This window comes from Collinsella sp. i06-0019-1H4 (assembly GCF_042849575.1).
Classification (GTDB): domain Bacteria; phylum Actinomycetota; class Coriobacteriia; order Coriobacteriales; family Coriobacteriaceae; genus Collinsella.
The window spans coordinates 183,725-209,857 of record NZ_BAABYB010000001.1 but is presented as its reverse complement, the minus strand read 5'-3'; the positions used below and the strand labels follow the sequence as shown (position 1 = coordinate 209,857).

Here is a 26,133-nt window from a genome sequence, read left to right as displayed (position 1 = left end):
GAACGGCGGGCCGGTCGACGCTGCGCCTCACCCATATAATTCCACCCACGATTGGAGTTTTGGATATGTCCCATAGCATCACCGATAGCACTGTCCTGTTGGGCCACGGCTCTGGCGGCCAGATGATGAAACGCATCATCGATGAGGTCTTTTTGGATGCCTTTGGGTCGCCCGAGCTGCTCGAGGGCAACGATGCCGGCGTCGCCGCGCTGCCCACAAGCGGGCGTATCGCCATGTCGACCGATAGCTTTGTGGTCTCGCCGCAGTTCTTCCCCGGCGGCAATATCGGCCGCCTCGCCGTGTGCGGAACCGTCAACGACGTCGCGACCTCGGGTGCCCACGTGCGCTACCTGTCGTGCGGCTTTATCCTCGAAGAGGGCTATCCCATGGATAAGCTCCGCCAAATTGTGCAGACGATGGCCGAGACGGCGCGCGAGGCGGGTGTGAAGATTATCACCGGCGACACCAAGGTGGTCGAGCGCGGCGGGGCCGACGGCGTCTACATCAATACCGCCGGCATGGGCGAGGTGCCCGCGGGCGTGACGCTCAGCGGCGCCAACTGCCAGCCTGGCGATATCATCCTGGTGTCGGGTACACTCGGCGACCACGGCATCGCCATCATGAGCCAACGCGAGGGCCTGGCGTTTTCGAGCACCATCGAAAGCGATGCCGCGCCGCTCAACCACCTGATTGCCGATGTGCTTGCCGCAGCACCCGACACACGCTGCTTCCGCGACCCCACGCGCGGTGGCCTGGCGTCCACGCTTAACGAGTTTGCGCAGGCCAGCGGCGTTGCCATGGAGGTCGACGAGGATGCCGTGCCCGTGCGCCCCGACGTGCAGGCCGCCTGCGAGATGCTCGGCTACGATGTGCTGCAGGTGGCAAACGAGGGCAAGATGGTTGCCGTCGTGCCGACCGAGCAAGCCGATGCCGCGCTGAGCGCCATGCGCGCCGCCCGCTACGGCGAGAATGCCGCCATCGTCGGTCGCGTGCTGCCACTTGCCGAGGGCGCCCGTCCCGCCGTGCGCGTACGCACCGGCTGGGGCTCGACCCGTATCCTCGACATGCTCGTAGGAGAGCAGCTGCCGAGGATTTGCTAACGACAAAGGCTCAGGGCTATTAAAGATATTCAGATTCCAAACATGCCCGGCACGCATGCCAAGTATCATGGGGTGCGTTTTACAACTCAAGCGGCAGGAGCACCCATGGCAGCAGCTTTTTCCCATGTGATCTTTGATCTGGATGGCACCATCCTCAACACGCTCGAGGACCTGGCGGCCGCCGGCAACCATACCTGCGAGACGCACGGCTGGCCCACGTTTGCCGTAGACGAGTACCGCTACAAGGTGGGAAACGGCATGCTCAAGCTGGTCGAGCGCTTTATGCCCGCCGAGTATGCGGGCGACGGCCGTATGTTTGAGCAGACGCTTGCCGAGTTTAGGGCTTACTACGGCGAGCACAAGGAGGACCACACCGCACCGTACGCCGGTACGATCGAGATGCTCGACCGCCTACGCGCCGCGGGCGTTCAGCTTGCCGTGCTCACCAACAAGGACCACGTCTCGGCGGTTCCACTTATCGAGAAATACTTTGGTTCCGAGCGCATTGCGCTGGTGCAGGGCCGAGTCGATGCGTTTCCTCCCAAGCCCGAGGCGCCTGTTACGCTGCATGTGATGAAAGAGCTAGGCGCCGATCCGGCAACCACACTCTATGTAGGCGATTCCAATGTCGATATCCTGACCGGTCACAATGCCGGCCTCAAGAGCGCCGGTGTCACCTGGGGCTTCCGCGGCCGCGCAGAGCTGGAAGCCGCCGGCGCCGACTACGTGGTGGACAGCCAGGCAGAGCTCGCGGCGCTGATTCTAGGCGAGTAACGAAGCCGCCGCTCAACGCGGTTGTAGTGATTCTTTCATGCGGAAAGCGCATCCCGTTTTGCCGCCGGATTCCGGGATGCGCTTTCCGGTTGAACCCTGTCGGGGAAACGGCATCCCGTTTCGGAGCGATATTCCGGGTCGCACTTTCCGCAACCTACCCCATGCGGAAACGGCGACCCACTATTCGGCCAAAAAACCGGGTCGCATTTTCCCGAGCACCCGGTGCAGGGAATCTACTGGCCCCTTGCTGCACTACGCTGACGCGATCAGGGGACGCACATAGGGCCAGACGCATTCGTGAATTAGACTAGAGATACAAACTATTAGTCTATCTTCTAGTCTACTCGTCTATCACCCATTTCGCACCCCCTCGGGCGCCGTCAGGCCGAATGCGTCGCTCTTTACGCAGTTCTTGGAGAAGATAGCTCACGTGCTTCTTGCGCTGTTCGCCACTCATGTCCTCAGGTAGCGCATGCGATATGGCTGACACTATCTCGGCGCGCGTGCAGGAGCGGGTACGCAGAAGCTTCACGATGAGTTCCTTGCAGATGCTCGCGTCCAAGCCCTTCTGTCTCACGTATTCCTCATGGGTGCCAATAATGCCCGCGACCCTCGAGGAGAGCGTGAGCTTCGGGTAGCGGCCCTCGACGAGCCCCCTGCCCCGAAGGGTCTTAGCCTGCTCTCGAGTGATGGGGTTTCCCTTCTGGACGAGGTCGAGCATGAAGACCGTCTCGAGATCCATATCCGGCTCCGAGGCAAGCAGTCGCGTGTACGCCTCGTCGAGGACCTTGCCATAGACGGTGACCGAAACGCGGCTTGGCTCCGAAAGGTCGTAAGTGGGCAGCGGCAGCATCCTGCCGCGCTGAATCTCATAGACGTTCCTGATCCCTATAGCATTCTGGTCAATCATCTCCGTCTTGACCATCGCGTCCGCGAGCAGGCGATTCCGGTAGTACGGAGGCTTGTAGCCAGGCTCGATCGCCTTCTCGATAGATCCCGGGATGAAAGAGCCCTCGTTCTTGAACACGAGGCGATCCTCATATTCCAACACGTTAATTTTACCGGAGTTCCGGTAGTCCTGGTGAGCGATCGCGTTGTGCAGCAGCTCGCGAATGACCTCGGGGTCGTACTTGTTGGCAAGCGTGGGGAACAGCGTCAACTGGCTGTCGAAGTAACGGTAACGCTCGTTCCTAATCTTCTCCAGTACCCTATCGACCTGAAGGATGAACGGGGGATCGAAGTGCTCGTAGGCCTCCACCCGACCCTCGGAGGAGTAAAGCGTCCACGTGATCCTTGGCGCCGCCCCGCCGAGGAAGGCGGCTGACTCGGGCCGACCAAGGAGTACCAGCGCAGCGTTCGTGACGTGCCCGTGGACGAGAAACCCCATCTTTCGGAGCATTTCCTCCTCGCTGAGCGACGTTATGGCAGGTTGTTTAGCGGCGTACTTGTCAATGTAGCGCTCGCATGCGAACTTGACAGCATCAGTATCGAGGTCATCGAGATTGGCTTCGAATGAAGCCCCTTTTGACCAGTCGGGACGGGATTGTCCCCAGATGGCTTCAAGCTTGAAGCGCGGCATCTCCTTGAGCGATGAGTCTTCCCGCGACCACGGAATACCGCGCCATGTCGTGGGCGAGGCAAACTCGCAGGGAGGTATCTGGAACGCGACAACGCGTTCTCCATCAAGGTCAAACTCGTAGATTTCCTCGAATGTGAGCCCATTGTTGAGACCCTCAGTGATTTTATGCTTGAGGCTTCTCAAACCGATACTCGGCCTGCGCTTCTCCTTACGGTAGGCCGTGCCACATATTTCTCTTTTGTCGGTCACGCCGAACAGAAGCCAGCCGCACTCCGCGTTTCGGAGATTCGCTTCGTTGCTAAGCGCGGAGAAGTACCTGCCGAGTTTCTCAAAGTCGAAGCTCTGTTTGGCCTCCTTGTACTCAACCACCTCGGTCTCCACGTCAGCAAGCAGGGCACGAATAAGAGATGGCATTTCTGACGGCTGTCGAATCAAATCGCTCTCCATAGACTAGTGGATAGACTAATTTTATGCAATTTAGTCTATCACAGAGATGAATTAGCAGGCAGATAAGCCAATAAATGTCCAAGCTTCGCAATCAATCCTCATTGATGAGCGCGTTGGAAGGCGGTTTTCGACAAAGGCGCGAACGCACATGGTCCGCAACCCGCCCCATCCGGAAACCGCGACCCGCTATTCGGCCAAAAACTGGGTCGTATTTTCCCAAGCACTCGATGCACCAACCACACCCAAGGAATGTCCCCCAGCTGCCGGCAGAATAGGAACGTCCCATCTGCCATCAGAATAACTTTTGCCGATATCGCAGACACACTTGGCTTTAGTTAGCATAAAGGGAGGGTCGTTCCAACGACCCTCCCTTTATTGCATAACGGTCTGCTTGTCGCGCAATAATCTACATATAAGGCGCTACCCTTGCAGAGCGCTCATCATCTCGGAGATATTAGAGTCGTCCCCTGACCATTCGTTGTCATCGTTGACAGAGTACTTAAAGGTGACCTTGGTGTCCTTGGGCTTGGCAGCCTTGGTCACATCGACCATCACCTGGCCGGCAAGCTTGTACAACTCATCTTCGGAAGGCGATCCATCAAGAGCAGCAACCTTCTCTTGATATTTGGTAGCAAAATTCTCTTGGATTTGACTCATCGACTTGCAAGTAATAGTCACTTCGGCAGCAGCGGTACCCTTATCCTTATCGACCACAATACTGCCGATTTTATAGTCGAAACCCTCGAGATAGCTCTTGGCATATTCCTCGGTTTTGATGTCGACCCTTTTAAACTCTTTTCCTGCAACCTTATTCAGGCCGTCCAGAAATGATTCGTCGTTATTTTTAATCTCATCAAGCTGAGTAGTCAGATCTTCGCTAATAAGTTGCTCAACCGTGGGACTACCGCAACCGGAAAGGGCAAACACACATGCAACCACTACAGCCATAAGGGGCACAAGCAGCAGCTTCTTTTTCATGACATTCCTCCAAACAAGCGGCGCTGCGTTCCCTGCGCAGCGTACGTTGTGACAGTGAGTCCATATTAGCGGCTCGACCCAAACCCCTGCGTCGCAAAAGCGAGCTTCTGGTCGGAACGACTGGATTCGAACCAGCGATTCCTTGACCCCCAAGTTTGGAACAAAATCAAAATAGCGATGATATCCCAATTGACTAGGATAATGTCCAAGCGCTCAGATGTTGCGATATTCGATACGCGCCTGTTCACGCCGATCATGAAACATGTGAGATTCTTTCCGTTGTGATGGAACTACGGGTAAGAACCATAGTTGGCTGCTGCAAGCTGATAAACGCTGTTGTTTTTTATCTGCTTAGTAGGATTCAAAACCGCTCTTCAAAATGCCGTACTCGTACGACGCATAGGGGGATCCAGTCAAATCGAGACCGCTATTGGCCGAGATTATCGTGTGACAGCCCGCTTCAATGACATCAGAGCCACCCGTAAATCCGTTTACAGCGTTTCCCATATCATCCTTCAATACACCCATGAGTGTCGTGCCCGGACCAAAGTCATACGGTGAATCATTTTGTATTTCGACATCAAAACTGTACATATTAGTAGCGATCTGTTCCAATCGCTCATTTAACACCGTGAACTCGTAGGTGTCTTTTTCGGTGATTTTCTCAAAGGAATTAACCCTGATCGTGAGCTCAAGTGACGCTGGCAATTCATCTATGTTACTGATTCCACCGACATACCATATTTCTTGCCCCGGAAGAAGAGTGCAGCAGTTACCTATTCTAGTAGCCACGGTGCCACATAGCGCACCGTCGGCCTTCTTTGCGATGCCATCAACTTCCCAGCCGACAGCAACTTGGTCGCTAGTGTTTTTGATTTTTGTAATAAAGTCACAACCATTTTGGCCAACCTGATAGTTGTAAATAGGGTCCATGGTTACTACGATATCGGACCTCTGTGGACTACTTTCAATCTCAAGCGTGCCCTTTTTCGGTTTTAGCGTAGAGCCGCTTATCTTATCGCGTTCGCTCGAACATCCAGCAAGGCCTAATGTTGCAATTCCGGCTAGAAAGCTTCTTCTCGAGATGCCATTCATCAATTCCTCCCCCTATGCGTGCGGCAATTTCATACTTAGACTACAGGGAGGAACTGGTAAATTATTGAGCAACAAATGCGAACGGTAGAATTTGCATGGCAAGTGTTTTCATCCAATACAAAAAATGCCCTAATCGCATAGACAGTTGAACGATTACAGGCGAAAACAAATCAAGACCATAAGTCCACAAAAGCGCAAGCGGCTCAATTTGGCGAACGAACGGCCCATAAAGCAAGCCCCCTGCAATAAAATGCGCCTGCTCGGGCCATTAAAAAAGGGTGGTCGGATAACCCGACCACCCTGGCACATCCTTATGTTGCCGCAGCTTACTTGCGGACGACCTTGACGATGACATCGCCGGCGGCGACAGCGGAGTCGGCCTCGACGGCGAGTTCGACATCGGCAAACTCGGCGGTGTTGGACACGGCCACGACGACGCAGTCCTTGTAACCGGCGGCAGCGATCTTGGCACGGTCGATCTTGAGCATGGGCTGGCCGGCCTTCACGACGTCGTCGGCCTTGACGAAGCCCTCGAAGCCGTCGCCGTTCATGTTGACGGTATCGACGCCAACGTGCACCAGAACCTCGATGCCGCTATCGGACTGCAGGCCCACGGCGTGACCCATGGTGACGGTCACCTTGCCGTCGCAGGGAGCGTAGACCAGATCGTCCTCGGGCCACACGGCGCAGCCCTTGCCCAGGACCTCGCCGCCAAAGACGGGATCGGGCACGTCGGCCATCTTGATGACCTTGCCCTTGACGGGCGAGCACAGCACGTCGGCGCCGGCAGAAGCAGAGATGGAGGACGGAGCAGCGGCAGCCGCGGGCTCAGCCTTCTTCTTGAACATGTCAAACAGACCCATACGTTTTCTCCTCTTGATTAAGCGCAACGTTGTGCGCATGCCTATGGTGATTATAGTGCCAAATGGTTCAAATGCTAAGGTGGGGACTCGAATCGCGAGCCCATCCCAACGCTTTCCCCGGTGGCACTCATATTGTCGATTAATCCTCGATAAGCCCCAGATGTACAAAAGCGTTCCAGATGCCGTCATCATCGACGTCGGTGGTCACGTAATCGGCCGCCGCCTTGCACTCGTCGCCGCCCGATCCCATGGCCACGCTCGTCGCGCACGCTTCGAACATCGGGATATCGATCTTGGCGTCACCGAAGGCCACGGTATCGGCACGGTCGGCGCCCAGGTGCTCGAGCAGCGTGTTGACGGCGTGCGCCTTGGTGATGCCGCGCACACCCATGTCACCAAAGAGCGCCGTCTCGCCCGCACCGCCCCAGGTGTGACACTCAAGATCGGGAACTCCTCGATGCTATCCAGATGGTCCTGATAGCTCGACAGGATAAAGCTCACCTTATTGAGGTCATCGCGGTAGAGCGGCGCGCCGTAGACCATCCCGTGCATGACGTCGTCGGTCTCGAGCTCGTCGGCGCCCTCCACGCCCTTGCGACCGGCATAGGTCCTAAGCACCGGACGCGCGGCCTCGCGGAAGTTCTCACTTGCAAACAGGCCGTTGTTGCTCTCGAGATAAAACTCGAGGCCACGACCGTGCAGCCAGTCGACGATATGGCGGCACTGGTCAGCCGTGATGAGCTGGTGCATCACCACCTCGCCGTCGCTCTCCACATAGCTGCCGTTGCCGCCGATCATGCCATCGAAGCCGATGTTGGTGATCTCGGGCGGGTTTTCGGCCTTGCTGCGGCCGGTGCACATGTACACGTGGTGTCCGTTTGCGCGCGCGGCACGGATAGCAGCCATGGCGCTTTGGGGCACCTCGTTGCTGTAATTGGTGATGGTGCCATCAACATCAAGAAAGATGACCTTGGCGGCGGACATGGCAACTCCCTTCGAGAAAAAACTTCTTACATGGAAACAGGACGCGACAGCAGTGATAAACCCTCAGGTTGAGCCCACGTCAGCGAGCCGGCTCCAAGTGCCCCAGGTCGCCGCGAAAGAGGAGCGACGCGTACTTCTGTACGCGAGCGACGGTTTGAGCGGCGAGATGGGGTGCTTGGGCCGGCGCAGCATCGGCAGGTCCGGCGTTCGGTAGAACGCCGGAACCTAATTACTCTAGGCCCTCGGCACCGTTGGACTTGATGATCTTCTGGTAGGCGTAGAAGCTGTCCTTGCGGCGTCGCTCGTAGGTACCGGTGCCGTCGTCGTACTTATCGACGTGGATAAAGCCGTAGCGCTTGCGCATCTCGCCGGTGCCGGCGGAAACCAGGTCGATGGGGCCCCACCAGGTGTAGGCGATCAGGTCGACGCCGTCGGCAATGGCCTCGCCCATGGCCTTGACGTGGCTCTGCAAGTAGGCGATACGATACGGGTCGTGGATGGAGCCGTCCTCCTCGACCTCATCGTAGGCGCCCATGCCATTCTCGACCACCATCAGCGGAATCTCGTAGCGGGCGTAAATCTCGTTGAGGGCGATGCGCAGACCCAGCGGATCGATCTGCCAGCCCCAGTCGGTGGACTCCAGATAGGGATTCTTGCCGCCAAAGGTCATGTTGCCCTCGGTCATCTCGTGATCCTTGTGGGTGCCCACGGTGCCGGACATGTAGTAGCTAAAGGTGTAGAAATCGACCTTGCCGTCGGCGATATCCTGCAGGTCACCGTCCTCCATCACAAGCTCGACATCGTTCTCGGCCCAGAAGCGCTTGGCATAGAACGGATACTTGCCGCGCACCTGCACGTCGGAGCAGTACCAGTTCATGGTATTCATCTCCTGCTGCGTGGCGAACACGTCGGCCGGATCGCACGTGGCGGCATAGGAAAGGATGAAGCAGTCCATGTTGCCCATCTTAAACTGCGGGTAATGCTCGTGGGCATAGCGCACGACGCGGCCGCTGGCGACAAACTGGTGATGCAGCGCCTGCATACGAGCCTGCGGCGTAGCATGGACCGCCGAAGCCGGGCCCTCAAAGCCCTGAATCATGCTGGTCTCAAAGAGGTTGCCCATGTCCTGAGTGCCGCAGTTGATCTCGTTGAAGGTGAGCCAGAACTTGACCTTGTCCTGATAGCGGTCGAAGACGGTCTGGCAGTACTTCTCAAAGAAGCCGATGAGCTCGCGGCTCGCCCAGCCGTTGTATTTCTCGACCAGGTGATAGGGCATCTCGTAGTGCGACAGGGTCACGAGCGGCTCGATATTGTGAGCGCGCAGGCAGTCGAAGACGCGGTCGTAGAAGGCGAGGCCGGCCTCGTTGGGCTCGGCGTCGTCGCCGTTGGGGAAGATGCGGCTCCAAGAGATGGACATGCGGAACATGGTAAAGCCCATCTCGGCGAACAGCGCGATATCCTCCTCGTAGTGATGGTAGAAATCGATGCCGTCATGATTGGGGTAGAAGCGGTTGGGGTCGATGTCGATCGTAATCTGGCGCGGCTCCTTGTAGCTGCCGCCCAAGAAATGGTCGTCGACGGAAGGACCGCGGCCGTCCACGTTCCAAGCGCCCTCAAACTGATTGGCGGCCGTGGCGCCGCCCCAATAGAAACCCTCGGGGAACTTGATGTTTGCCATGAGCATCTCCTTTGCATTGCGGGTCGATAAGCCGAGTATCGCCCACGCACGCGACAGGCAGGGGCAGGGGTGCCAAACCCGACACTTCTTTTCGCAGACGCGCGCTGCAACAGCGCTGCAGCTGAAACTTTTTGACACCGAAGGAGCGAAGACGATCCGCTCCGCGCTTACCGGCGGTATGCCGCGGGGGTGCAGCCATACTTGTCGTGAAACTTACGGTAGAAGAAGCTCATGTTTTCATAGCCCACCGCATGCGCAGCCGCCCCGGCCGTGGCGCCGCCGCACAGAAGCTCGGCCGCACGTACCAGGCGTCGCTCCTGCACAAGCTGCCTAAAGGTCTTGCTCACATGCCGCTTGAGGAGCGCCGTCGCATAATTAGGGCTCAAGCCAAACTCCGCCGCCATCCCCTCGAGGGAGCACGCGGCGAATTCGCGATCGATATAGCCGAGCATTCCCGTCACCAGGGCAGTGGGCCCCGCCGCGCCGTCCGCCGCGCCGCGCACCAGCTCGCGCTCGTAGCAATCCATGAGCTCGGCCAAAAACAGCTGAAACAGACGCAAGACGATCTCGGGACCGTTGGGGCTCGGGTCGTACAGCTCGCAGAGCATCTCCTGCATGTAGCGCCGAATCCGACGGCTCTCGCCGCAATGAAAACGGACATGGCCCCGATGGTCCGTCTCGCTGTTGAGCGCGTTGAACAAAAACCGCGAGACCGCGCTCTCGCGCGAGAGGCTCGACTCGAGACTCCGGCGCAAAAAAGAGCGTGAAACGGTCATGCTTAGCATGATGTCGTCCTCACCAAGCGCCGCCACGGCATGCGGGCAGAGGGCGTCGAGCAAAAGCACCTCGTTGCGGCCCAGCTCGAGCCTCTCCCCCGCCACCGTCTGCGGGCAGCGTCCGCGATACACATAGCTCAGCTCCACGTAATCATGCACGTGCTCGGGAACTGCATTAAAGCGCGAGTTTTTCCTTATCGTCAGGCCACGCGGCATGCCGGGCTGGGCATAGGCAAACCCTGGCTGCCCAATCTTGCGCACTGGGCATCCGTCGATTTCGACATGCTCGGTCATAATCGACCAATCAAATGCCATGCCGTCTTTATAAGCGATCTCACTGGTGCTCAGTTCGCTGAGCCCACGCTCGAGCTCGTCGATCTCCATGGCTTGCCAATCGTTGATTTGGTCATAGTTCGTCGTGATTCAGATATTAGCAGAACGCGCCGACGCGTCCATAATCTGTGCTATGCAGCAGATCGATCGAGCCAAGGAGGATCCATGACCGCGTACTATCAGCAGGTGCTCGAGGGCACATACGACAACCACGTGCTTCCGTTTTTGTGGATGAAGGGCGAGAGCCATAAGACCATTGCCGAGTATCTGGAAAAGATCGCCGGCGCCGACATCCACGAGGTCTGTCTCGAAAGCCGCCCACACCCCGATTTTTGCGGCGAAGGCTGGTGGCGCGACTTGCGCTTTGTCATTGACGAGTGCAAGCAGCTGGGCCTTAAGCTCTGGATCTTGGACGACGCGCACTTCCCCACGGGCTTTGCCAACGGCGCCGTCAAGGAGGCCGTGCCCGAGCTCCGCAAGATCGTGCTCACGCACCGCACGTTCGACATCGTGGGCCCCACGTCCGCCGCGAGCATCGCGCTCGCCAACATGCTCGACAAAACGGAGCGCTTCTACGGCGTGACATTTATGCAGGACGGCAGCCCCGTCGACGTCGCTTACCGAGTAATCGACGATGCAGACGGCAACCCCAGCCGCCTGGTCTTCGATGCACCTGCGGGCCTCACGCAGGCATGCGTGATGTTCACGAGCGGCAAGACCTCCTACAACGAGGACTACATCAATATGGTCGACCGCGCCTCGGTGGCGCAGCTCATCGATGCTGTCTACGAGCCGCATTTTGAGCATCTGGGCGATGAGTTTGGCAAGACCATCTTGGGCTTTTTCTCCGATGAGCCCGGATTTGCCAACGAGAAGGGCACCACGGGCCCCGATGGCATCTCGGACACGCTCATCGGCAAGGCCACCGCGCCCCTACCCTGGTCGGCCGAGCTTGAGCGTCGCCTGCGCGCGGCACTGGGCGAGCGCTACCTGGCCGAGCTCCCGCACCTGTGGGACCGCGAGCCGGCCGGCGCGCACGTACGCCACGTCTATATGGACATCGCGAGCACCCTCTATAAGGAGTGCTTCTGCGACCAGCTCGGAGACTGGTGCCGCGCGCGCGGCGTGCAGTACATCGGCCACGTTATCGAGGACAAGGACTGCCACGCGCGCCTGGGCGTGGGCGCCGGGCACTACTTCCGCGCCGTGGGCGGTCAGGACATGGCGGGCGTCGACATCGTGATCAACCAGCTGGTACCCGGCATGGACCGCGGCCTTCACAGCTACGGACGCGGCGTGTGGGACCTCGAGTTCTATAACTACGTGCTGCCCAAGCTGGGCTCCTCGGCAGCACACCTCGACCCCAAAAAGCAGGGGCGCTGCATGGCCGAGGTCTTTGGCGCATTTGGATGGCACGAAGGCCTACGCGAGATGAAGTGGATCGCCGATCATTTTTTGGTGCGCGGCGTCAATTGGTTTGTGCCGCATGCCTTTAGCATGGCCGCCTTCCCCGACTGGGACTGCCCGCCGCATTTCTATGCGCATGGCCAAAACCCCCAGTTTGCACACTTTGGGCAGCTTATGAGCTACATGAACCGTACGGCGAGCCTGCTGAGCGGCGGGCGCGCAACGACCCCGGTGGCGCTTCTCTACCATGCGGACGCCGAGTGGGCAGGCGAGGCGAACTTTATGCAGCAAGCCGGCTCCGAGCTTATGCGCGCGCAGGTCGACTTTGACATCGTGCCGGCAGAGGCATTTGAGGACGCAGGGCGCTATGCCGTTGAAATTGCCGCAGACGGTAGCGGCTTTAGCGTGAACGGCCAGGCATACCGCTGCCTGGTGATGCCCGGAGCCGAGTTTGTCGGCGAAGCCGTGCTCGACTTTGCCGCGCGTGCCGCAGCCGCAGGTGTTGCCGTGTACGCGCTGGATGAGTTGCCGAACAAGCGCTACGACGGTGACACTGCAGGTCGCGAGGGCTTTGCCTCCCTGGATGCAGCCGCGGTCGCCGGCATCAAGCTCCTGGCGACCACCGAGCTCGCAGACACACTTGCCAACACCGGCATGCAGACCGTGGTTTGCGCCGAGCCCCAGCCCTGGCTGCGCGCACTGCGCTACGAGCGGGCGGGCGAGACCTATCTGATGCTCGTCAACGAGCATCCCAAGCAGGGTATCTCCACTCAGATTGCGCTTGCCGACGGCACACCCGTTGCAGGCGCGCGCCTCGATCTGCTCAACGGCACCGAGCCCGCCGCCTTTGACGGCACGCTCGAGCTGGCTCCCTACGAGAGCTGCATCGTGGTCCTTGGGGCTACAGGTTCCGTTGCTGTGGCAACCGCCGAAGACGAAGCCACATGCGTCGACGGGCCCTGGGCGGTTGCCTTCTCTGCCCCTGGCACCGATGCCTTTGGCGAGTCTGTTGAGCTTGCAGACCTGCACGACCTTTCCTCGGCCGAGTTCCCCGGCAAGGCCGGCACATTCCGCTACCAGGCTTCCTTTGTCCTGGGCGAAGCGGCCAGCCGCGCTGTCATCGACCTTGGGGAGGTCTTTGAGACCGCAACCGTCACCCTCGACGGCAAATCCCTCGGCACCCGCATCTGTCCGCCTTACCGCTTTGAGGCCGCCGCACTTTTAGCCGGTGAGCACGCGCTCACGATTGACATCATCAACACCCTCGACCACGCCGTCCCCGACGTGTTCGGCATGACCGAGCCCTCCGAGCCCAGCGGTCTCTTGGGGCCCGTACGCGTGCTCGGGTAACGCCCCGGGCGCAAACGGCCCAACAAGGACAGCGCCCCTATGTTGAGCCCGCACAGCGTCGAGCGGTCCGTCGTTCATAGACCGGCGGACCAAAACTCCCAGCCAAGCCGAACGTTTTATTTATCGCTATGATTGGTTTATCGCGACGCAAACGCATAGGAGCCATATGGATATCAGGCGGAAGATCACGCAGGGCAAAAGCCTCACCCCCACCGAGCAACAACTTGGGCGAACGGCCCTCGCCATGGGCGAGGATGTGCGCGGGCTTTCCATTAAGGAATTTGCCGCGCGCGCCAACGTTTCGGTCGCGAGCGTTCACCGCTTTTGCAAAAAGCTCGGCCTCGAGGGCTTCAAAGACCTCAAGGTCGAGCTCATCCGCCAGGCGACCGAGGCGGGCAACCGGCGCGACGTGGACATCAACTTTCCCTTCGATGCCACCTCCACCCCTGCGCAGGTGATGGAGCGCATGGAGGGGCTCTACCAGACCACCTTGGCCGAAACGCAGGAGCTGCTCGACCCTGCACAGCTCGACCACGCCGCCAAGCTCATCATGCGCGCCGGCACCGTGGACATCTACACGGGCTCGCATAACCTGTATCCAGCGGGAATGTTCCGCGATCGCCTGCTTTCCGCCGGCAAAAGCGCGACGTGCCACGACAGCGTCGAGGCGCAGGTGCGCACGGCACTCGCCTCGGGTCCCGACCATGTGGCAATCATCATCTCCTACAGCGGCCTTGCCCCCAACCTCAAGGAGATCTTGCCGATCCTTAGCAGTCGACATGTCCCGGTCATCGTCATCGGCACGCCGTACTGCGCCCGCATTCACCCCGGCTTTGCCGCCTATCTCACGGTAAGCGACCACGAGAGCATGACGCACCGCATCACGCAGTTCGCCAGCCATATCGCCGTGCAATACGTACTCGATTCGCTCTATAGCAGCTACTTTGCCAAAGATTACGCCCGCTGCTCCGAGTTCTTAGAGCGCTCGTTCCCCTACACCCGCCTGCCCGGACTCAAGTAGCGACGAGCGTGGATTTTTGGACACTCAGATAACGAGCGTGGATAATCTCCCACTTTGAGCCCGCACACAGGCCAAAACCGGGAGATTATCCACGCTCATTTTGGGTCCCCCGGGAACGCATGAGGAGGGCGGATAGACAGCCGTTATTTGCGAGGCGTCAGCGACGTAAAGAGTCCGTGTTGGTTGCAGTAAAGATATATCCTGCCGCGCCCGGTAATATGGAAGCGCGGCTGCACCGATTGCTCTGGATAGAGCTTCTTAAAGCAGATGCCGTCCATAGTCGCATATGCCACAAAGCTAATGTAGTGATCCTTGGTCATGGGATGATCGAGCGTGACGTACCAATCGTCCTCGATGCGCTCGATGGAAAAGGCGTGGTCCGCGTCCGGCTCTTCGGCCTCCTGGGGAAACATCGTGGAGCCACAGCAGCTAAAGCTGCCTTCTCCGAGCGCGTGCACAACGTTTCCGCAGATAGGGCAAACGTAAAAGACGCCTTTGAGCATATTGCCTGCACGGTTGGCGTTGGCCCGAATGTCACCAGCCAAAAGCTCAGCCACGCTTATGCCGAGTCTCTGGGCCAAAGGCTCAACGAGGGAAATGTCGGGAAGGCCGCGGCCGGATTCCCACTTGCTGACGGCTTTATCGGTCACGCCAAGGCTTTCCGCCAGGGCGCGCTGGGTGAGGCCGCGCTCTTCGCGCAGCTGCTTGATGGCATGCGCTGCCAAAAAAGTATGGGAGGCATTGGTTTGCCGTGTCTGGTTCATGGGCTGTCCAATCAAATTGAAGAAATGGAGTGAACCGGTTCGACAGTCAGTATCCATTTGAAGGCCAGGCTCGACAACCTACGCTGCGTAGACATGCGCCAATCGAACGAGCGCGGATTTTGGACGCTCATCCTAAGTAGTCATTTAAGAACGTCCCCAATGACTACATCAGGAGTGTCCCCAGATGCCGCATCGCCAGCAACGGGAGTGCCGATGTCTTGGCAACGACAGCGAGCGGGCCGCATTTGAGACAAGGTGACGTGAAACGAAAGGGCGCTGACCTTCTGGTCGCGCCCTTGAAGTTGAACGTCAGATTGTCCAAATGCGGCCCGCGCAGCGTCGGCCGGTTACGGCGTTTGGTAAAACGCCGTAACCTACTTAACTCCGTACTGCTCGTAGTAGGCGTCGATAGCGGCCTTGAGCTCGTCATCGATGACGACCTTGCCGTCGATCTCGTGGTTGTAGAGGGTCTCGACGACCTCGGCCATGGAGACGATGCTCGCGACGGGGAAACCGTACTTGGCCTCGATCTCCTTCTGCGCGGTGGTCACGCCACCCTTGCCGACCTCCATGCGGTTGAGGGAAACGATAAGGCCCTTGATCTCGACATCGGCAGCAGCCTTGACCTTGGGGTAGGTCTCGTCGATGGACTTGCCGGAGGTGGTGACATCCTCGACCATAATCACGCGGTCGCCGTCCTGGGGCTCATAGCCCAAAAGGTTGCCCTTGTCGGCACCGTGGTCCTTGGCCTCCTTGCGGTCACAGCAGTACTTGACCTCCTTGCCGTACAGCTCGTGGTAGGCAATGGCGGTCACGACGGCCAGCGGAATGCCCTTGTAGGCCGGTCCAAACAGCACGTCGAAGTCGTCGCCAAAGTTATCGTGAATGGCCTGGGCGTAATACTCGCCCAGCTTCTTGAGCTGATAGCCCGTCACGTAAGCGCCGGCGTTCATAAAGAACGGGGACTGACGGCCGCTCTTGAGCGTAAAGCTGCCGAACTTAAGAACATCGGACTCGACCATAAACTTGATGAACTCTTGCTTGTAAGCCTCCATGCGGGCTCCTCTCGTAATCGCGTACGTGTCTTCCAGTTTAGCGCAGGCAAGGCGCGTTGCGGGCGCGCTTTGGGGCCTCAGCATTCTGTAAAGGCTTTGTCAGGGGCAATGGTTTTCCAAACAAAGGGGTTGACACGGCAAACCCCCTCATCAAAAATACGGGCGGATTAAAACGGGTACGAGATACCCAAAGCGCGCCGCGCCCGGCCTTAAGGGGGTGTGCCATGGAAGGCAGCCATAGTCGAAAAACCTGCATGTCGCCCTCGGCACGCCGCGAGGATTCCGCGCACGCATAAGCGCCACTAACCGATCGTCAAAACCACCACAAAGGTGCCTGTCCCTTTGTGGTGGTTTGAAAGCATGACGTGAGCGACATCTAGGTTTTTTGAAGCAAATACGACACGTACGCTAACTCCCTTCAACAAGGAGGACCCTATGCTGATGCTCAAAACCGCCACGGTACTCGAAGCCATCTCCAAGCGCCGCCGCACGGCGCGCCCCGCCGCTCGCGCCGGCATGTCCAAGAACATCATATTCGCCGCCACCCATAGCGCCGAGGACGCCCTCGTGCTGCTCGACGCCACGGCCGACGGACTCACTGCCGAGCATGCCGCCGAGCGCCTGAACGCCGTCGGCCCCAACACCATCGAGGCGCCGACCAAGACGCTTGTGCGCCGCATCGCCGACGCATTCGTTGACCCCTTCGCCGGCATCCTCGCCGCGCTCGCGCTGGTCTCGCTCTACATCGACGTGCTCGCCGTGCCCGAGCCGCAGCGCGACCCCTCCACGGTCATCGTCATCGGCATCATGTTGCTGGTATCGGGCGGCATGAAGTTTATCCAGGAAGCCCGCAGCGGCAATGCGGCCGAGGCCCTCAAGGACCTGGTCTCTAACACCTGCTGCGCCCTGCGCGACGACGAGCGCCTCGAAATCCCCTTCGACGAGCTCGTCCCCGGCGATGTGATCCGTCTCTCTGCCGGCGACATGGTGCCGGCAGATGCCCGCATCATCACCGCGCGCGACCTGTTTGTGATCGAGTCCGCACTCACCGGCGAGAGCGAGGCCGTCGAGAAGACCTCTGCCGCCACGGTCGTCGAGGGCGCCGATGGCTCCGCGTTGCCGCTGTCTGCCTGCAAGAACATCGTCTTTACCGGCACCTCTGTGCAAAACGGCACCGCCCTGGCACTTGTCGTTGCCACCGGCTCGGACACCTACCTGGGCGGCATCGCCAAGATGCTCAACGGACGCGGCGAGAAGAGCGCGTTTGACCGCGGCGTCTCGAGCGTCTCCATGTTGCTCGTACGTCTCATGCTCGTTATGACGCCGGCCGTCTTTGCCATCAACGCCGCCACCAAGGGCAACGTTATCGACGCGCTGTTGTTCGCCGCGAGCGTGGCCGTGGGCATCACGCCGCAGATGCTTCCCGTCATCGTGACCACAAGCCTGTCGCAGGGCGCCAAGGACCTCGCCCGTCGCCAGGTTATCGTCAAGGAACTGCCGGCGATCCAAAACCTCGGCGCGATGGATGTCCTGTGCTGCGACAAGACCGGCACCCTCACCGAAGACCGCATCGTGCTCGAGCGCTACCTCAACACCGACGGCAACGAGGATGCGCGCGTGCTGCGCCATGCGTTTTTGAACAGCTTCTTCCAGACCGGCCTCAAAAACCTTATCGACCTGGCCGTCATCGACCGTGCCGACGTGACGCCCTCGAGCGTGGCGCCCGATTCCATGCTGGGCCAGAGCCTGCGCGACCGCTATATCAAGGTCGACGAAGTGCCCTTCGATTTCTCGCGCCGTCGCCTGAGCGTAGTTGTCGCCGACGCCCAGGGCAAAACCCAGATGGTCACCAAGGGAGCTGCCGAGGAAATGCTCGAGATCTGCTCCTTTGTCGAGGTCGACGGCGCCGCCCAGCCGTTCACCGAAGATAAGCTCGCCCAGATTCGCAAGCAGGTCGCCGGGCTCAACGCCGAGGGCCTGCGCGTGATTGCCGTGGCGCAGAAGACCAATCCGCGCTGCGTGGGCGAATTTGGCATCGCCGACGAGTGCGACATGGTGCTGATGGGCTTTTTGGCCTTCCTCGATCCGCCCAAAGCAAGTGCCACGGGCGCCGTCGCCACCCTCGAGGCCAAGGGCGTCGCCGTTAAGGTCCTGACCGGCGATAACGACCGTGTCGCCGCCACCATCTGCGAGCAGATCGGTATCGACGCGAGCAACGTCTTGCTGGGCTCCGAGATCGATGCGCTCGACGATGCCGAGCTTGCCGAGCGCGCCGAGCACACCCCCCTCTTCGCCAAGCTCTCGCCACTGCAGAAGGCGCGCCTGGTGCGCGTCATGCGCGAGCTGCTCGACCACACTGTGGGCTTTATGGGCGACGGCATCAACGACGCCGCCGCCATGCGTGCGAGCGACTGCGGCATCTCGGTCGATTCGGCCGTCGACATCGCCAAGGAATCTGCCGATATCATCTTGCTTCAGAAGGACCTAGGCGTGCTCGAGCGCGGCATCATCGAAGGCCGCCGCACCTACGGCAACCTGCTCAAGTACCTCAAGACCACGGTGAGCTCCAACTTTGGCAACGTGCTATCCGTGACCGTCGCGAGCCTGTTCTTGCCATTCTTGCCCATGAGCGCTCTGCAGTTGGTGCTGCTGTCGCTGGTCTACGAGATCGTGTGCATCGCGCTGCCGTGGGACACCGTCGATGACGCCTGGACTGCCCGTCCGCGCGCCTGGGATGCCGCGTCCATTAAGGGCTTTATGCTCGAGTTGGGTCCCGTGAGCTCACTGTTTGATATCGTGACTTTCGCCGCGCTCTTCTTTGTGGTGTGCCCCGCCGCCGTGGGCGCAAGCTGGGCAGAGCTTGCCGCTATAGGCGACGTCGCAGGCATGGCGGCCTTTACGGCGCTCTTCCAGAGCGGTTGGTTTGTCGAGTCCATGTGGTCGCAGACGCTCGTGGTCCACATGCTGCGCTCCCCGCGCCTGCCACGCCCGCGCGACCACGCCGCGCCCGCGCTGTGCCTCCTCACCGTGCTGGGCCTGGTGCTCGTCACCTGGCTGCCGGCAAGCCCCATCGCCGATGCGCTGGGTCTCATGCCGCTGCCGCCAATCTTCTTCGCGCTGCTCATCGGCATTGTCGCCGCCTACATCGCGCTCACCCAACTGGCCAAGCGCCGCTACATCGCCCGCCACGGCGAGTTGCTGTAACGCACGAGTTGTGACGCTCGACCCATCAGGCGGTCAAAAAGTCCCGCCTCACTGTCCCCTTTATGGTGGTTTTGGTGCGCTACGAGGCATTGGTCAGGCGGCTCCAGAGTTCGTCAATATCGATTTGGTCGCCGCCGCTCAGATAACCGGTGTGAATAAAAGACTCACTATAGATATAGATGTCATGCGCGCTGTCGCCATCATCTTCGGTGTCGTAGGCCGAAATCACGTAACGGCTGCCGTCGAGCGCCTTGACCAGCCAATACACGGAATCGTCGATTGTGCACTTCTCCTGCACTATCGCCGCATCGCCGATTGCGCCGGTGAGCGCACGATCGCCCGTCGTATAGCCGCCCACCGAGAGCAAAATCGCCACGCTATCGTCTCCGCCGCCCGGCTCAAGTTCCTCGTACTCGGACTCCGGAAGCGGTATCGCACTGTTCGCAAGTTCGTCCACGTCATCCGAAATCTTAGAAAAGGTAAAAGCGAAAAGTCCCGCATCATCGGCGGCACCGTAGCCCACGCTCTCGCCTTGCCACTCATAGTTTTGATGCTTGAGCAGGCGCACCAGGTCGGCGCCATCCAAGTTGATCGCAGCATAGACCGTCACGTTGGCATTGTCGTCTACACAGGCGGCGTCCGCCGTGGTCACCTTCTTGGCACCGCCCGCGCCGCCCAATCCGCCCGAGCAGCCAGCCAGCGCACAAGCCAACGCACCCGCGCCTGCCACAAAGGCCGCACGGTTCATCGTCACTTCATTCATCGTGTTCGTTCCTCGCTATGGTATTGGCCACGTCGCACCTAGCCGAGCGCGCGTCCAGTCTTTTCCTGCCAAAATTCGTCTATCGTCGGAGCACCGCCGCCCTGGGTAAACCTACCGGTCTTGATAGCCTCCTCGGTAATGAGATCCAAGCGGTAGTCACCGTTTTCCATCGGACTCGCCATGGCAACGTGCCGCGCCATGTTGGAACCGTATACGCACGCGATCCATGAGCCCGAAGTAATCTGCGCCCGGTCCTCGACCGGCACGGAAAAGCCCGCGATAACATCCTCGCAGCTCGAATAGCCCGAAAGTTGCAGCGTGAACATCACGGTGCTTCCGGTGCCGCCCTTGTCGAGCTTTCCGATTTCGTCCTCGCCGAGCCATTCGGTCGCGCCGTCCTTGCTGATATTGCAGACGCTGAGCACGTGTCCCGCCTCGTCCTCGTACATCTCGAGCGCGTCTTGCCAGGTATAGCCCTGCTGCGAGGCAAACTCCTGCAACTGCCAGCCCTTAAGCTCGAGGAGCGCCGCGATGCTGATGTTGCGGTGCGCATCCCAGCAATCATCCGACCACGTATCGAACGCATCCGCCGAGCCGCTGTCCGCGTCGCCGGAATCGCCCGACGTCGCACCCGCGTCCATCCTGTCCTTTACCGGGCGGTCGTCGTTAAAACCCGTCGCATCCTGCGTCCGCTGTCCGCCGCACCCCACAAGCGTCAGCAGCGCCGTTCCCGCCGCCGCGACAAATGCCGTGCGCGAAAGTACCGTCTCCCTCATCATTGTTCCTTTCCCGTTCTTTAGCACAATGCCGAGAAACACACCCGGCATCGATTCACACATAAGCCACCCCACGCTATTGACGAGGCAGTTCCGTCCAGCCAAAACCGGGTTCAAAACCATCGCGTGTACCGATCACGTCGCCCGAACCGTTGACCCAGGCCTGGTCGGCCATCACCGAGACCTCGACATCGGTGCCGTCGGGTCTGGTGTAATGGTTGACCCCGCGAATGGCATCGGAATACGAGGCGGCGCCCGTCCCCACGCCCGCGCTGGAAAAATTGGCGGCGCTGGCAGCCATATTCGCGGCGTGCTGACGGTCGCTGCGATCGAACCACGCCTGCTGGTAGCTGTCGAACGCCGCCTGTTGCGAGGCATGCATCTGTTGCCAGGCCGCAAACTGCTGTTGCTGCTGGGCAATGTTCATCTGCGTGCGTTGGCGCTGCTCAAGCACCATCTGTTGCTTTTGAGCTGACGCTTCGCGTGCAATCGCCGGATTGAGCCGCAGAGTCGACGCCATTGATGCAAGCGCCGTGGAGGCCGCCTCGTCCAGGCGACCTTCTGGCGCAGCCAAACAGAAGCTGTCCCTGATACGCCACTGCAGCAGGTCGGCCGCGCCCAGCTCGAACGACGCTCCGTCCGGGCAACCGCCTCGACCCGTGGGCTGTTCTTGCGCGACGCCCTGTCCCGCCGCTGCCGCCGCCTGGCGCTCGCGCAGGCGCTTGCCCAAAACACCGCCGATCAGTCCACTCGAAAGGCCCGCGCCCAGCAGCGCCTCGGCCCCAGCGGCAACACCTTTGCCCATAGAACCCGCGACACCGCCGATTGAAAACATATAGCCCTCGACTTTGGCCGCCACCGCGAGCTCGGTGGGCACCGGAGCGCCCGTGAGCCGATATCGACGCATGCGGCACTCATAGACCACATCACTCGGCTCCATCGAAAAGCCCTGGATCGCAAAGTCGTTTGCCGCCTCGCGCTTTACGCGGGCACGCTCGCGCTCGATATCGACCTCCGCGCTTGATGGGTACGGTTGCTCGGCAACAACCTCTGCCCGCGCACCCAGCCGTGCCGCACAGGCCTGAGCCAGCTCGTCGCAAGCTGCCTCCACGTGCACAAACACCTTGCGTTCGGTTTGCGTGGGGATACGCTTGGCAACGGCGCCCGCATCCACGTAGCAGAGCTCGGAGCGGTACATAATCCGCTCACCCATCGGACCCGCCGCCGTCACGCCAACCGAAATCGGGCAGTCGAAACTGCCGCTGCGCTCAAGATGCGCCTCTTCGATATGCCAGCCCCGCGGCAGCACCACCTGCGCGAGTGCCTGGCCGCCAGAGGTATCGCATGCGGTATGAAGCTCAAGGTCACCGATGTGAGGCGCATCCGTCGTGGCCGCGTCACGAGACGACGACGCGACGCCGACAGCCTCTACCAGCGCATCGGCCGGCGCGTCCACGCTCGAGTCGGCGCCTTCGTCCGCATCGTCATCGGCAGTCGCCCCATCTGTAGGCCCCACGGCGCCCGAGTAGCCCACAACGCCCTCAAGTCGGACGCCGCATCCCGGGCAAAATCGTACCGGCACGCCGGCGACCCGAGGCAGCTGCGCCCCACACGCTGGGCAGAATCTCAACTCACTCATCCCGTACACCCCTAATTTCGTTAGCTGTTTTTGATCGCGGCAAGCTGCCGCCATAACTCATCGGCACCGTTAAGTCGGTACGCCGTCTTATCGAGCACGATGTTTTTGCCCTCAAGTTCCACCGATTGCTCCGAGCCATCCGTATAGACAAAGACGAGCGTTCGGCCGGCATCGCTCGTCCGCTCATCCACCGCATCCCCCACGGTGCAGCCATCGAGCGCAGCAAAAGTCGATGCGACCAGTTCGGCATCGTCGGTCTCATAGACCGTCCGCGCCTCCCCGTCCTCGATAAGCTTGACCGCCACCGGAACGGCGGCGCAATCGTTGAGCGACACTTGCGCGGCAGTCTTTCCCTGAGCGCCATGGTCGCCGGCAACGTAAACTCGCAAGAGTGTCACCGCCGCGGCAAAGACCACCACGGCGATAAGCGCGCCCGCAATTTTATTAGACGCGCAATCCCGAGACGCCATAGGTGCACCCCCTCCGTTCTGCTCTGCTCAGCATCACATTCATATGCCTTTGAGCACCAAAACGGCAGGTGACAAATGTCTCATATTCATATTTTTGCAGGTAAAAAACCACCACAATGGTGCCTGTCACCTTTGTGGTGGTTAGCTAGTCTTGGGGTGTCCAGGACCAGAAGAAGTTGATGAGGGCTACGCGCGAGGAGGCACCGGTCTTTTTGTTGATCGAAGCGATGTGGCGATAGAGTGTGGAGCGCGAAAGGAAGAGTGCCGCCGCCACGTCCTGCACGCTGTCGTCCGAAACGACCAGCGCCTCCAGAACATCGCGCTCGCGCTTGGTGAGCCCAAAGGCGGCAACGAAGCCATCGAGCCGATCGTCAAACGAAAGCTCCGGCGCCTCCAGGGGCATCGTGTCGGCCTGGCCGGGCTCACAGCTCACGCCAAGATCGTCGGTGGCAAGCGCCAGCCCGCCGTGCGTCGCCTCGCCCTCGCCGTCTTGTCCAAACTGTCCCAACAGCGAAATCGCGATGCCGACAAACAGCACGAACACGACGCTCACTGCCGCCAGCACGTTTTGACTCGAGATAATCGCCACCGCCGGAGCCGTCACGAGCATCGAGCAAACGTTGTTGATAACACGGCCCATGCACGGCCACAGATACGCCCAGCGGGCATACATCGAAATCGCGGCGAACTTCGTGGTGAAGAACACCACGAAAAAGCCCGTGCCAAGGTAAAAGATAATCGTGGCGGCAAGCGTGTTGCCACCGTTGCCATCGGTGATAAGCACAAAGAACGAGAGCGTGGACAGCATGGCGGCGCACGTCATGATGATATTCATATACGAACGCCCACGCAGGTCATACAGGACGCCGGCGGCAAGGGCGCTCACAACCAGCAGCAAGCGCGGCCAGTCGCCCAGGTCGATAGCGCCAGCGGCATGCGAGGTCGTAAGGCCGGCATTGAGGGCCGCGAACACGCCGGTGAGGCAAGCGGTCGCCACCGTCAGACGCACCACGGCACCCTGAAAGGCCGCCTTTGCCTCGGGGTCATCGTGCCACCTGGCGCCACGCTCCGACGCATCGACCGATAGCTCGGCAATCTCGACCTCGAACTCGGGCGCAGGCTCATCACGCAATTTAGCGCGGCGGACACCGTGAAGCAGCCCCACCAGCGCAATCGCACAGGCAATGAGAACAGACTGCTGGGGAATGCCCGCAGGCATCACCATATGGTTGAGCACCTGCACCAAAATGCCCACAGCATAGGAAACCGCCACGGCGCGCGCCAGGCAGGGCGTCTGCGCAAAACGCCGCGCAAGATTGGCATGGGCGGTCGATCCGCAATAGCCCAGGGCGCAGCACGCCACCAGGCCGCCGGCAATTACTACCTCAAACCGCACTGCCATAATCATCAGCAGCAACGCCGATACCAACAGCACGCCCGTAATATCGCTCGTCGCATCGATCGTCTGGGGACAGCGATAGTACAGAAATGGGCGCACGAAAAAGCCAATCACGCTCGCGCCGACAACGATACTCTCGTAGATGACGACCTCACTCGATGGCACGAACTCGACCATGCGCGCATCAAAGAGATACTCGCACGCCAAAAACGTGAAGAAGAACAGCGCTAGGCACAGAATCTCCCGCATGCCCAGCGCAAATATGCGGTTGTGTCTCCCAGGTCCCTCATGGTAACCCCCACCCGCTTTGTTGTCCGGAACACCATTTTAATAAAGAACCAATCTCAATATCGAAGCCGAGCTCGAAATACTGTAAATTCGACCCCAGCCGTCCGCATGACGCCGCGATTTTGAGCCGCATGACCCAGAAGGGGCGCGCGCAAGCTCCAACTCGGCAAGGAGTATCCCCCAACTGCCACTCATTTAAGTACGTCCCCAATGAGTACAAGTGCCGCAAGTGCCAATCAAATGACGAGAGTGGATAATCTCCCACTTTTAGCCTGTATGCAGGCCAAAAACGGGAGATTATCCACTCTCATTCTGTGGGTAGTCATTGGGGACGTTCTTAAACGACTAGTCAAACAAGAACGTCCCCAACGATTATGTCCAATGCGCTACACCAGTCGCATAGCCTCCTGGACAGCACCGTAAAGGTTGGCGTCGTTGCCGAGCTCGGCCGCCTTTATCTGCGGCACAGGAATGCCGGCAAGGGTCCCTTCGTAACTCGCAAGGGCCAGCGGCATCTGCGCACGCAGGGCATCGACGAGCTCGGGATGGCACGAGATGCCGCCTGCGATCACAAAGACCTCGGGGTCGAGCACGGCCTGCAGGTTGATGAGTTGTCCGTCAAAGGCGCGAGCGTAGCGGTCGAGCGCGCGCTGCGCCGACATGTCGCCATCCGCGATCCACTCAAAGACGCGGCGGCCGTCCACCGGAGAATCCGCAGGCAGGCCCTTCTCGGCAACAGCGGCATCGCGGAGCGCACGCCAACCGCCCGAACCCGCAAAGGAGTTTTCCATGCTCGCAGCAGTCGTGACATCGTTGCGCAAGAAGCTAAACTCGCCTGCAAAGCAGTGCGCGCCGCGCAGGACCTTGCCGTCGATGACGATACCGCCGCCGATGCCCGTGCCGATAGCGAGCACCACGCCAAAACGCGCCCCGCGCAGAGCGCCAGCCGCATACTCACCGAGCGCACAGCACTTACCGTCGTTATTGACGGCAATCGGCACCCCCAGAGCCTCGCGCATAAGCTTTCCGAGCGGACAGCCATCCATAAACGTGAGCGCACCACCGCGATGGATCGTTCCTGTGACATCTCCCTCGTAGATGCCGCCGGGCGCACTCACGCCCACGGCGCTCACGCGCTCGCGATACGGCTCGACGAGCGAGATCAGCGCCGCGACCGTCTCATCAGCCGTGGTAAAGCCCGTCGGCAGGCTTCCGCGCTCGCGGATGGAAAAATCCTCGCCCAGCACAGCCCATTTAACGGCCGTACCGCCCACATCGATTCCAAAAAACTCCTGCATGCTCACTCCTTACAAGCGTAGCCCCGGACGCGCATCGCCGCGACCATCACAGGGGTTACCCCCCTGCGATGGTCGTGCAGCAAGTCACGCCC

The 26,133-nt window shown here is 60.0% G+C and carries 20 protein-coding genes and 1 pseudogene; 5 read left to right on the top strand and 16 right to left on the bottom strand.

The features are described 5' to 3' along the window. Positions 1-65 precede the first annotated feature (65 nt). Positions 66-1,100, top strand: coding sequence for a hydrogenase expression/formation protein HypE (hypE, locus tag ACGHEN_RS00830; protein WP_390396563.1), 1,035 nt, complete (start codon positions 66-68; stop codon positions 1,098-1,100). A gap of 105 nt (positions 1,101-1,205) precedes the next feature. Continuing rightward, positions 1,206-1,874 carry an HAD family hydrolase gene (locus ACGHEN_RS00825; RefSeq protein ID WP_390396560.1) on the top strand — a complete coding sequence of 223 codons (669 nt, stop codon included), beginning with the start codon at positions 1,206-1,208 and terminating at the stop codon, positions 1,872-1,874. A 340-nt stretch (positions 1,875-2,214) separates the two neighbouring features. Here ACGHEN_RS00825 and ACGHEN_RS00820 read toward each other — a convergent pair whose 3' ends face one another. The 8 genes and pseudogenes from ACGHEN_RS00820 to ACGHEN_RS00785 form a co-directional block, all read right to left on the bottom strand. Then, positions 2,215-3,888, bottom strand: a complete 1,674-nt coding sequence (locus ACGHEN_RS00820) for an RNA-binding domain-containing protein (RefSeq protein ID WP_390396557.1) — start codon at positions 3,886-3,888, stop codon at positions 2,215-2,217. Between the two features lie 432 nt (positions 3,889-4,320). After that, positions 4,321-4,878, bottom strand: coding sequence for a hypothetical protein (locus tag ACGHEN_RS00815; protein WP_390396554.1), 558 nt, complete (start codon positions 4,876-4,878; stop codon positions 4,321-4,323). Between the two features lie 351 nt (positions 4,879-5,229). Next, positions 5,230-5,973: a hypothetical protein gene (locus tag ACGHEN_RS00810; RefSeq protein ID WP_390396551.1), complete on the bottom strand. Its 744-nt coding sequence runs from the start codon at positions 5,971-5,973 to the stop codon at positions 5,230-5,232. Positions 5,974-6,299: 326 nt separating this feature from the next. After that, positions 6,300-6,836 carry a PTS glucose transporter subunit IIA gene (locus tag ACGHEN_RS00805; RefSeq protein WP_390396548.1) on the bottom strand — a complete coding sequence of 179 codons (537 nt, stop codon included), beginning with the start codon at positions 6,834-6,836 and terminating at the stop codon, positions 6,300-6,302. Between the two features lie 139 nt (positions 6,837-6,975). After that, positions 6,976-7,227 (bottom strand): HAD hydrolase family protein, encoded by a 252-nt coding sequence (locus ACGHEN_RS00800; RefSeq protein ID WP_390396545.1) that lies wholly within the window; start codon positions 7,225-7,227, stop codon positions 6,976-6,978. Between the two features lie 296 nt (positions 7,228-7,523). Further along, a pseudogene (locus tag ACGHEN_RS00795) lies at positions 7,524-7,742 on the bottom strand (HAD hydrolase family protein); the annotation flags it as partial. Positions 7,743-8,049: 307 nt separating this feature from the next. After that, positions 8,050-9,498 (bottom strand): glycoside hydrolase family 1 protein, encoded by a 1,449-nt coding sequence (locus ACGHEN_RS00790; RefSeq protein WP_390396542.1) that lies wholly within the window; start codon positions 9,496-9,498, stop codon positions 8,050-8,052. Positions 9,499-9,665: 167 nt separating this feature from the next. After that, positions 9,666-10,658 carry a helix-turn-helix domain-containing protein gene (locus ACGHEN_RS00785; RefSeq protein WP_390396540.1) on the bottom strand — a complete coding sequence of 331 codons (993 nt, stop codon included), beginning with the start codon at positions 10,656-10,658 and terminating at the stop codon, positions 9,666-9,668. 114 nt (positions 10,659-10,772) lie between these two features. Between ACGHEN_RS00785 and ACGHEN_RS00780 the strand changes: the two genes are divergently transcribed. Continuing rightward, a complete protein-coding gene (locus ACGHEN_RS00780) occupies positions 10,773-13,364 on the top strand; it encodes a hypothetical protein (protein ID WP_390396538.1) in 2,592 nt (863 codons plus the stop codon). 166 nt (positions 13,365-13,530) lie between these two features. Next, complete coding sequence (locus ACGHEN_RS00775; RefSeq protein ID WP_117773707.1) at positions 13,531-14,385, top strand: MurR/RpiR family transcriptional regulator; 855 nt, start codon at positions 13,531-13,533, stop codon at positions 14,383-14,385. A 143-nt stretch (positions 14,386-14,528) separates the two neighbouring features. Here ACGHEN_RS00775 and ACGHEN_RS00770 read toward each other — a convergent pair whose 3' ends face one another. Together ACGHEN_RS00770 and pyrE are read right to left on the bottom strand one after the other, a co-directional pair. Then, the gene (locus ACGHEN_RS00770; protein WP_055250846.1) at positions 14,529-15,149 is read right to left on the bottom strand and encodes a helix-turn-helix domain-containing protein; all 621 of its coding nucleotides are present in this window, start codon (positions 15,147-15,149) and stop codon (positions 14,529-14,531) included. A 374-nt stretch (positions 15,150-15,523) separates the two neighbouring features. Next, positions 15,524-16,204 carry an orotate phosphoribosyltransferase gene (gene pyrE, locus ACGHEN_RS00765; RefSeq protein ID WP_117839940.1) on the bottom strand — a complete coding sequence of 227 codons (681 nt, stop codon included), beginning with the start codon at positions 16,202-16,204 and terminating at the stop codon, positions 15,524-15,526. A 435-nt stretch (positions 16,205-16,639) separates the two neighbouring features. Here pyrE and mgtA point away from each other — a divergent pair, with 435 nt between their 5' ends. Further along, a complete protein-coding gene (gene mgtA / locus ACGHEN_RS00760) occupies positions 16,640-19,408 on the top strand; it encodes a magnesium-translocating P-type ATPase (protein ID WP_390396534.1) in 2,769 nt (922 codons plus the stop codon). A gap of 79 nt (positions 19,409-19,487) precedes the next feature. On the opposite strand, the gene ACGHEN_RS00755 is transcribed toward mgtA, so the two are convergent. The 6 genes from ACGHEN_RS00755 to ACGHEN_RS00730 form a co-directional block, all read right to left on the bottom strand. After that, a complete protein-coding gene (locus ACGHEN_RS00755) occupies positions 19,488-20,171 on the bottom strand; it encodes a hypothetical protein (protein ID WP_390396531.1) in 684 nt (227 codons plus the stop codon). A gap of 38 nt (positions 20,172-20,209) precedes the next feature. Further along, positions 20,210-20,947, bottom strand: a complete 738-nt coding sequence (locus ACGHEN_RS00750; RefSeq protein ID WP_117773704.1) for a hypothetical protein — start codon at positions 20,945-20,947, stop codon at positions 20,210-20,212. A 76-nt stretch (positions 20,948-21,023) separates the two neighbouring features. Next, positions 21,024-22,586: a hypothetical protein gene (locus ACGHEN_RS00745; RefSeq protein WP_390396528.1), complete on the bottom strand. Its 1,563-nt coding sequence runs from the start codon at positions 22,584-22,586 to the stop codon at positions 21,024-21,026. Between the two features lie 20 nt (positions 22,587-22,606). Next, positions 22,607-23,056, bottom strand: a complete 450-nt coding sequence (locus ACGHEN_RS00740; protein ID WP_117773702.1) for a hypothetical protein — start codon at positions 23,054-23,056, stop codon at positions 22,607-22,609. Positions 23,057-23,201: 145 nt separating this feature from the next. Continuing rightward, entirely contained in the window at positions 23,202-24,704 is a 1,503-nt protein-coding gene (locus ACGHEN_RS00735) for a LuxR C-terminal-related transcriptional regulator (protein ID WP_390396525.1), read from the bottom strand. A 425-nt stretch (positions 24,705-25,129) separates the two neighbouring features. After that, positions 25,130-26,041: an ROK family protein gene (locus ACGHEN_RS00730; RefSeq protein ID WP_390396522.1), complete on the bottom strand. Its 912-nt coding sequence runs from the start codon at positions 26,039-26,041 to the stop codon at positions 25,130-25,132. Positions 26,042-26,133 lie beyond the last annotated feature (92 nt).

Excerpts from the sequence above, each read along its gene's own strand:
- ACGHEN_RS00755 (WP_390396531.1), bottom strand. The coding sequence starts at position 20,171 with ATGAATGAAGTGACGATGAACCGTGCGGCCTTTGTGGCAGGCGCGGGT.
- ACGHEN_RS00815 (WP_390396554.1), bottom strand. The coding sequence starts at position 4,878 with ATGAAAAAGAAGCTGCTGCTTGTGCCCCTTATGGCTGTAGTGGTTGCA.
- mgtA (WP_390396534.1), top strand. The coding sequence starts at position 16,640 with ATGCTGATGCTCAAAACCGCCACGGTACTCGAAGCCATCTCCAAGCGC.
- ACGHEN_RS00770 (WP_055250846.1), bottom strand. The coding sequence starts at position 15,149 with ATGAACCAGACACGGCAAACCAATGCCTCCCATACTTTTTTGGCAGCG.
- ACGHEN_RS00780 (WP_390396538.1), top strand. The coding sequence starts at position 10,773 with ATGACCGCGTACTATCAGCAGGTGCTCGAGGGCACATACGACAACCAC.
- ACGHEN_RS00810 (WP_390396551.1), bottom strand. The coding sequence starts at position 5,973 with ATGAATGGCATCTCGAGAAGAAGCTTTCTAGCCGGAATTGCAACATTA.
- pyrE (WP_117839940.1), bottom strand. The coding sequence starts at position 16,204 with ATGGAGGCTTACAAGCAAGAGTTCATCAAGTTTATGGTCGAGTCCGAT.
- ACGHEN_RS00740 (WP_117773702.1), bottom strand. The coding sequence starts at position 23,056 with ATGGCGTCTCGGGATTGCGCGTCTAATAAAATTGCGGGCGCGCTTATC.
- ACGHEN_RS00785 (WP_390396540.1), bottom strand. The coding sequence starts at position 10,658 with ATGGAGATCGACGAGCTCGAGCGTGGGCTCAGCGAACTGAGCACCAGT.
- ACGHEN_RS00790 (WP_390396542.1), bottom strand. The coding sequence starts at position 9,498 with ATGGCAAACATCAAGTTCCCCGAGGGTTTCTATTGGGGCGGCGCCACG.
- ACGHEN_RS00745 (WP_390396528.1), bottom strand. The coding sequence starts at position 22,586 with ATGAGTGAGTTGAGATTCTGCCCAGCGTGTGGGGCGCAGCTGCCTCGG.
- ACGHEN_RS00775 (WP_117773707.1), top strand. The coding sequence starts at position 13,531 with ATGGATATCAGGCGGAAGATCACGCAGGGCAAAAGCCTCACCCCCACC.
- ACGHEN_RS00730 (WP_390396522.1), bottom strand. The coding sequence starts at position 26,041 with ATGCAGGAGTTTTTTGGAATCGATGTGGGCGGTACGGCCGTTAAATGG.
- ACGHEN_RS00805 (WP_390396548.1), bottom strand. The coding sequence starts at position 6,836 with ATGGGTCTGTTTGACATGTTCAAGAAGAAGGCTGAGCCCGCGGCTGCC.
- ACGHEN_RS00750 (WP_117773704.1), bottom strand. The coding sequence starts at position 20,947 with ATGAGGGAGACGGTACTTTCGCGCACGGCATTTGTCGCGGCGGCGGGA.
- ACGHEN_RS00800 (WP_390396545.1), bottom strand. The coding sequence starts at position 7,227 with ATGGGTGTGCGCGGCATCACCAAGGCGCACGCCGTCAACACGCTGCTC.
- ACGHEN_RS00825 (WP_390396560.1), top strand. The coding sequence starts at position 1,206 with ATGGCAGCAGCTTTTTCCCATGTGATCTTTGATCTGGATGGCACCATC.
- ACGHEN_RS00735 (WP_390396525.1), bottom strand. The coding sequence starts at position 24,704 with ATGCGGGAGATTCTGTGCCTAGCGCTGTTCTTCTTCACGTTTTTGGCG.
- hypE (WP_390396563.1), top strand. The coding sequence starts at position 66 with ATGTCCCATAGCATCACCGATAGCACTGTCCTGTTGGGCCACGGCTCT.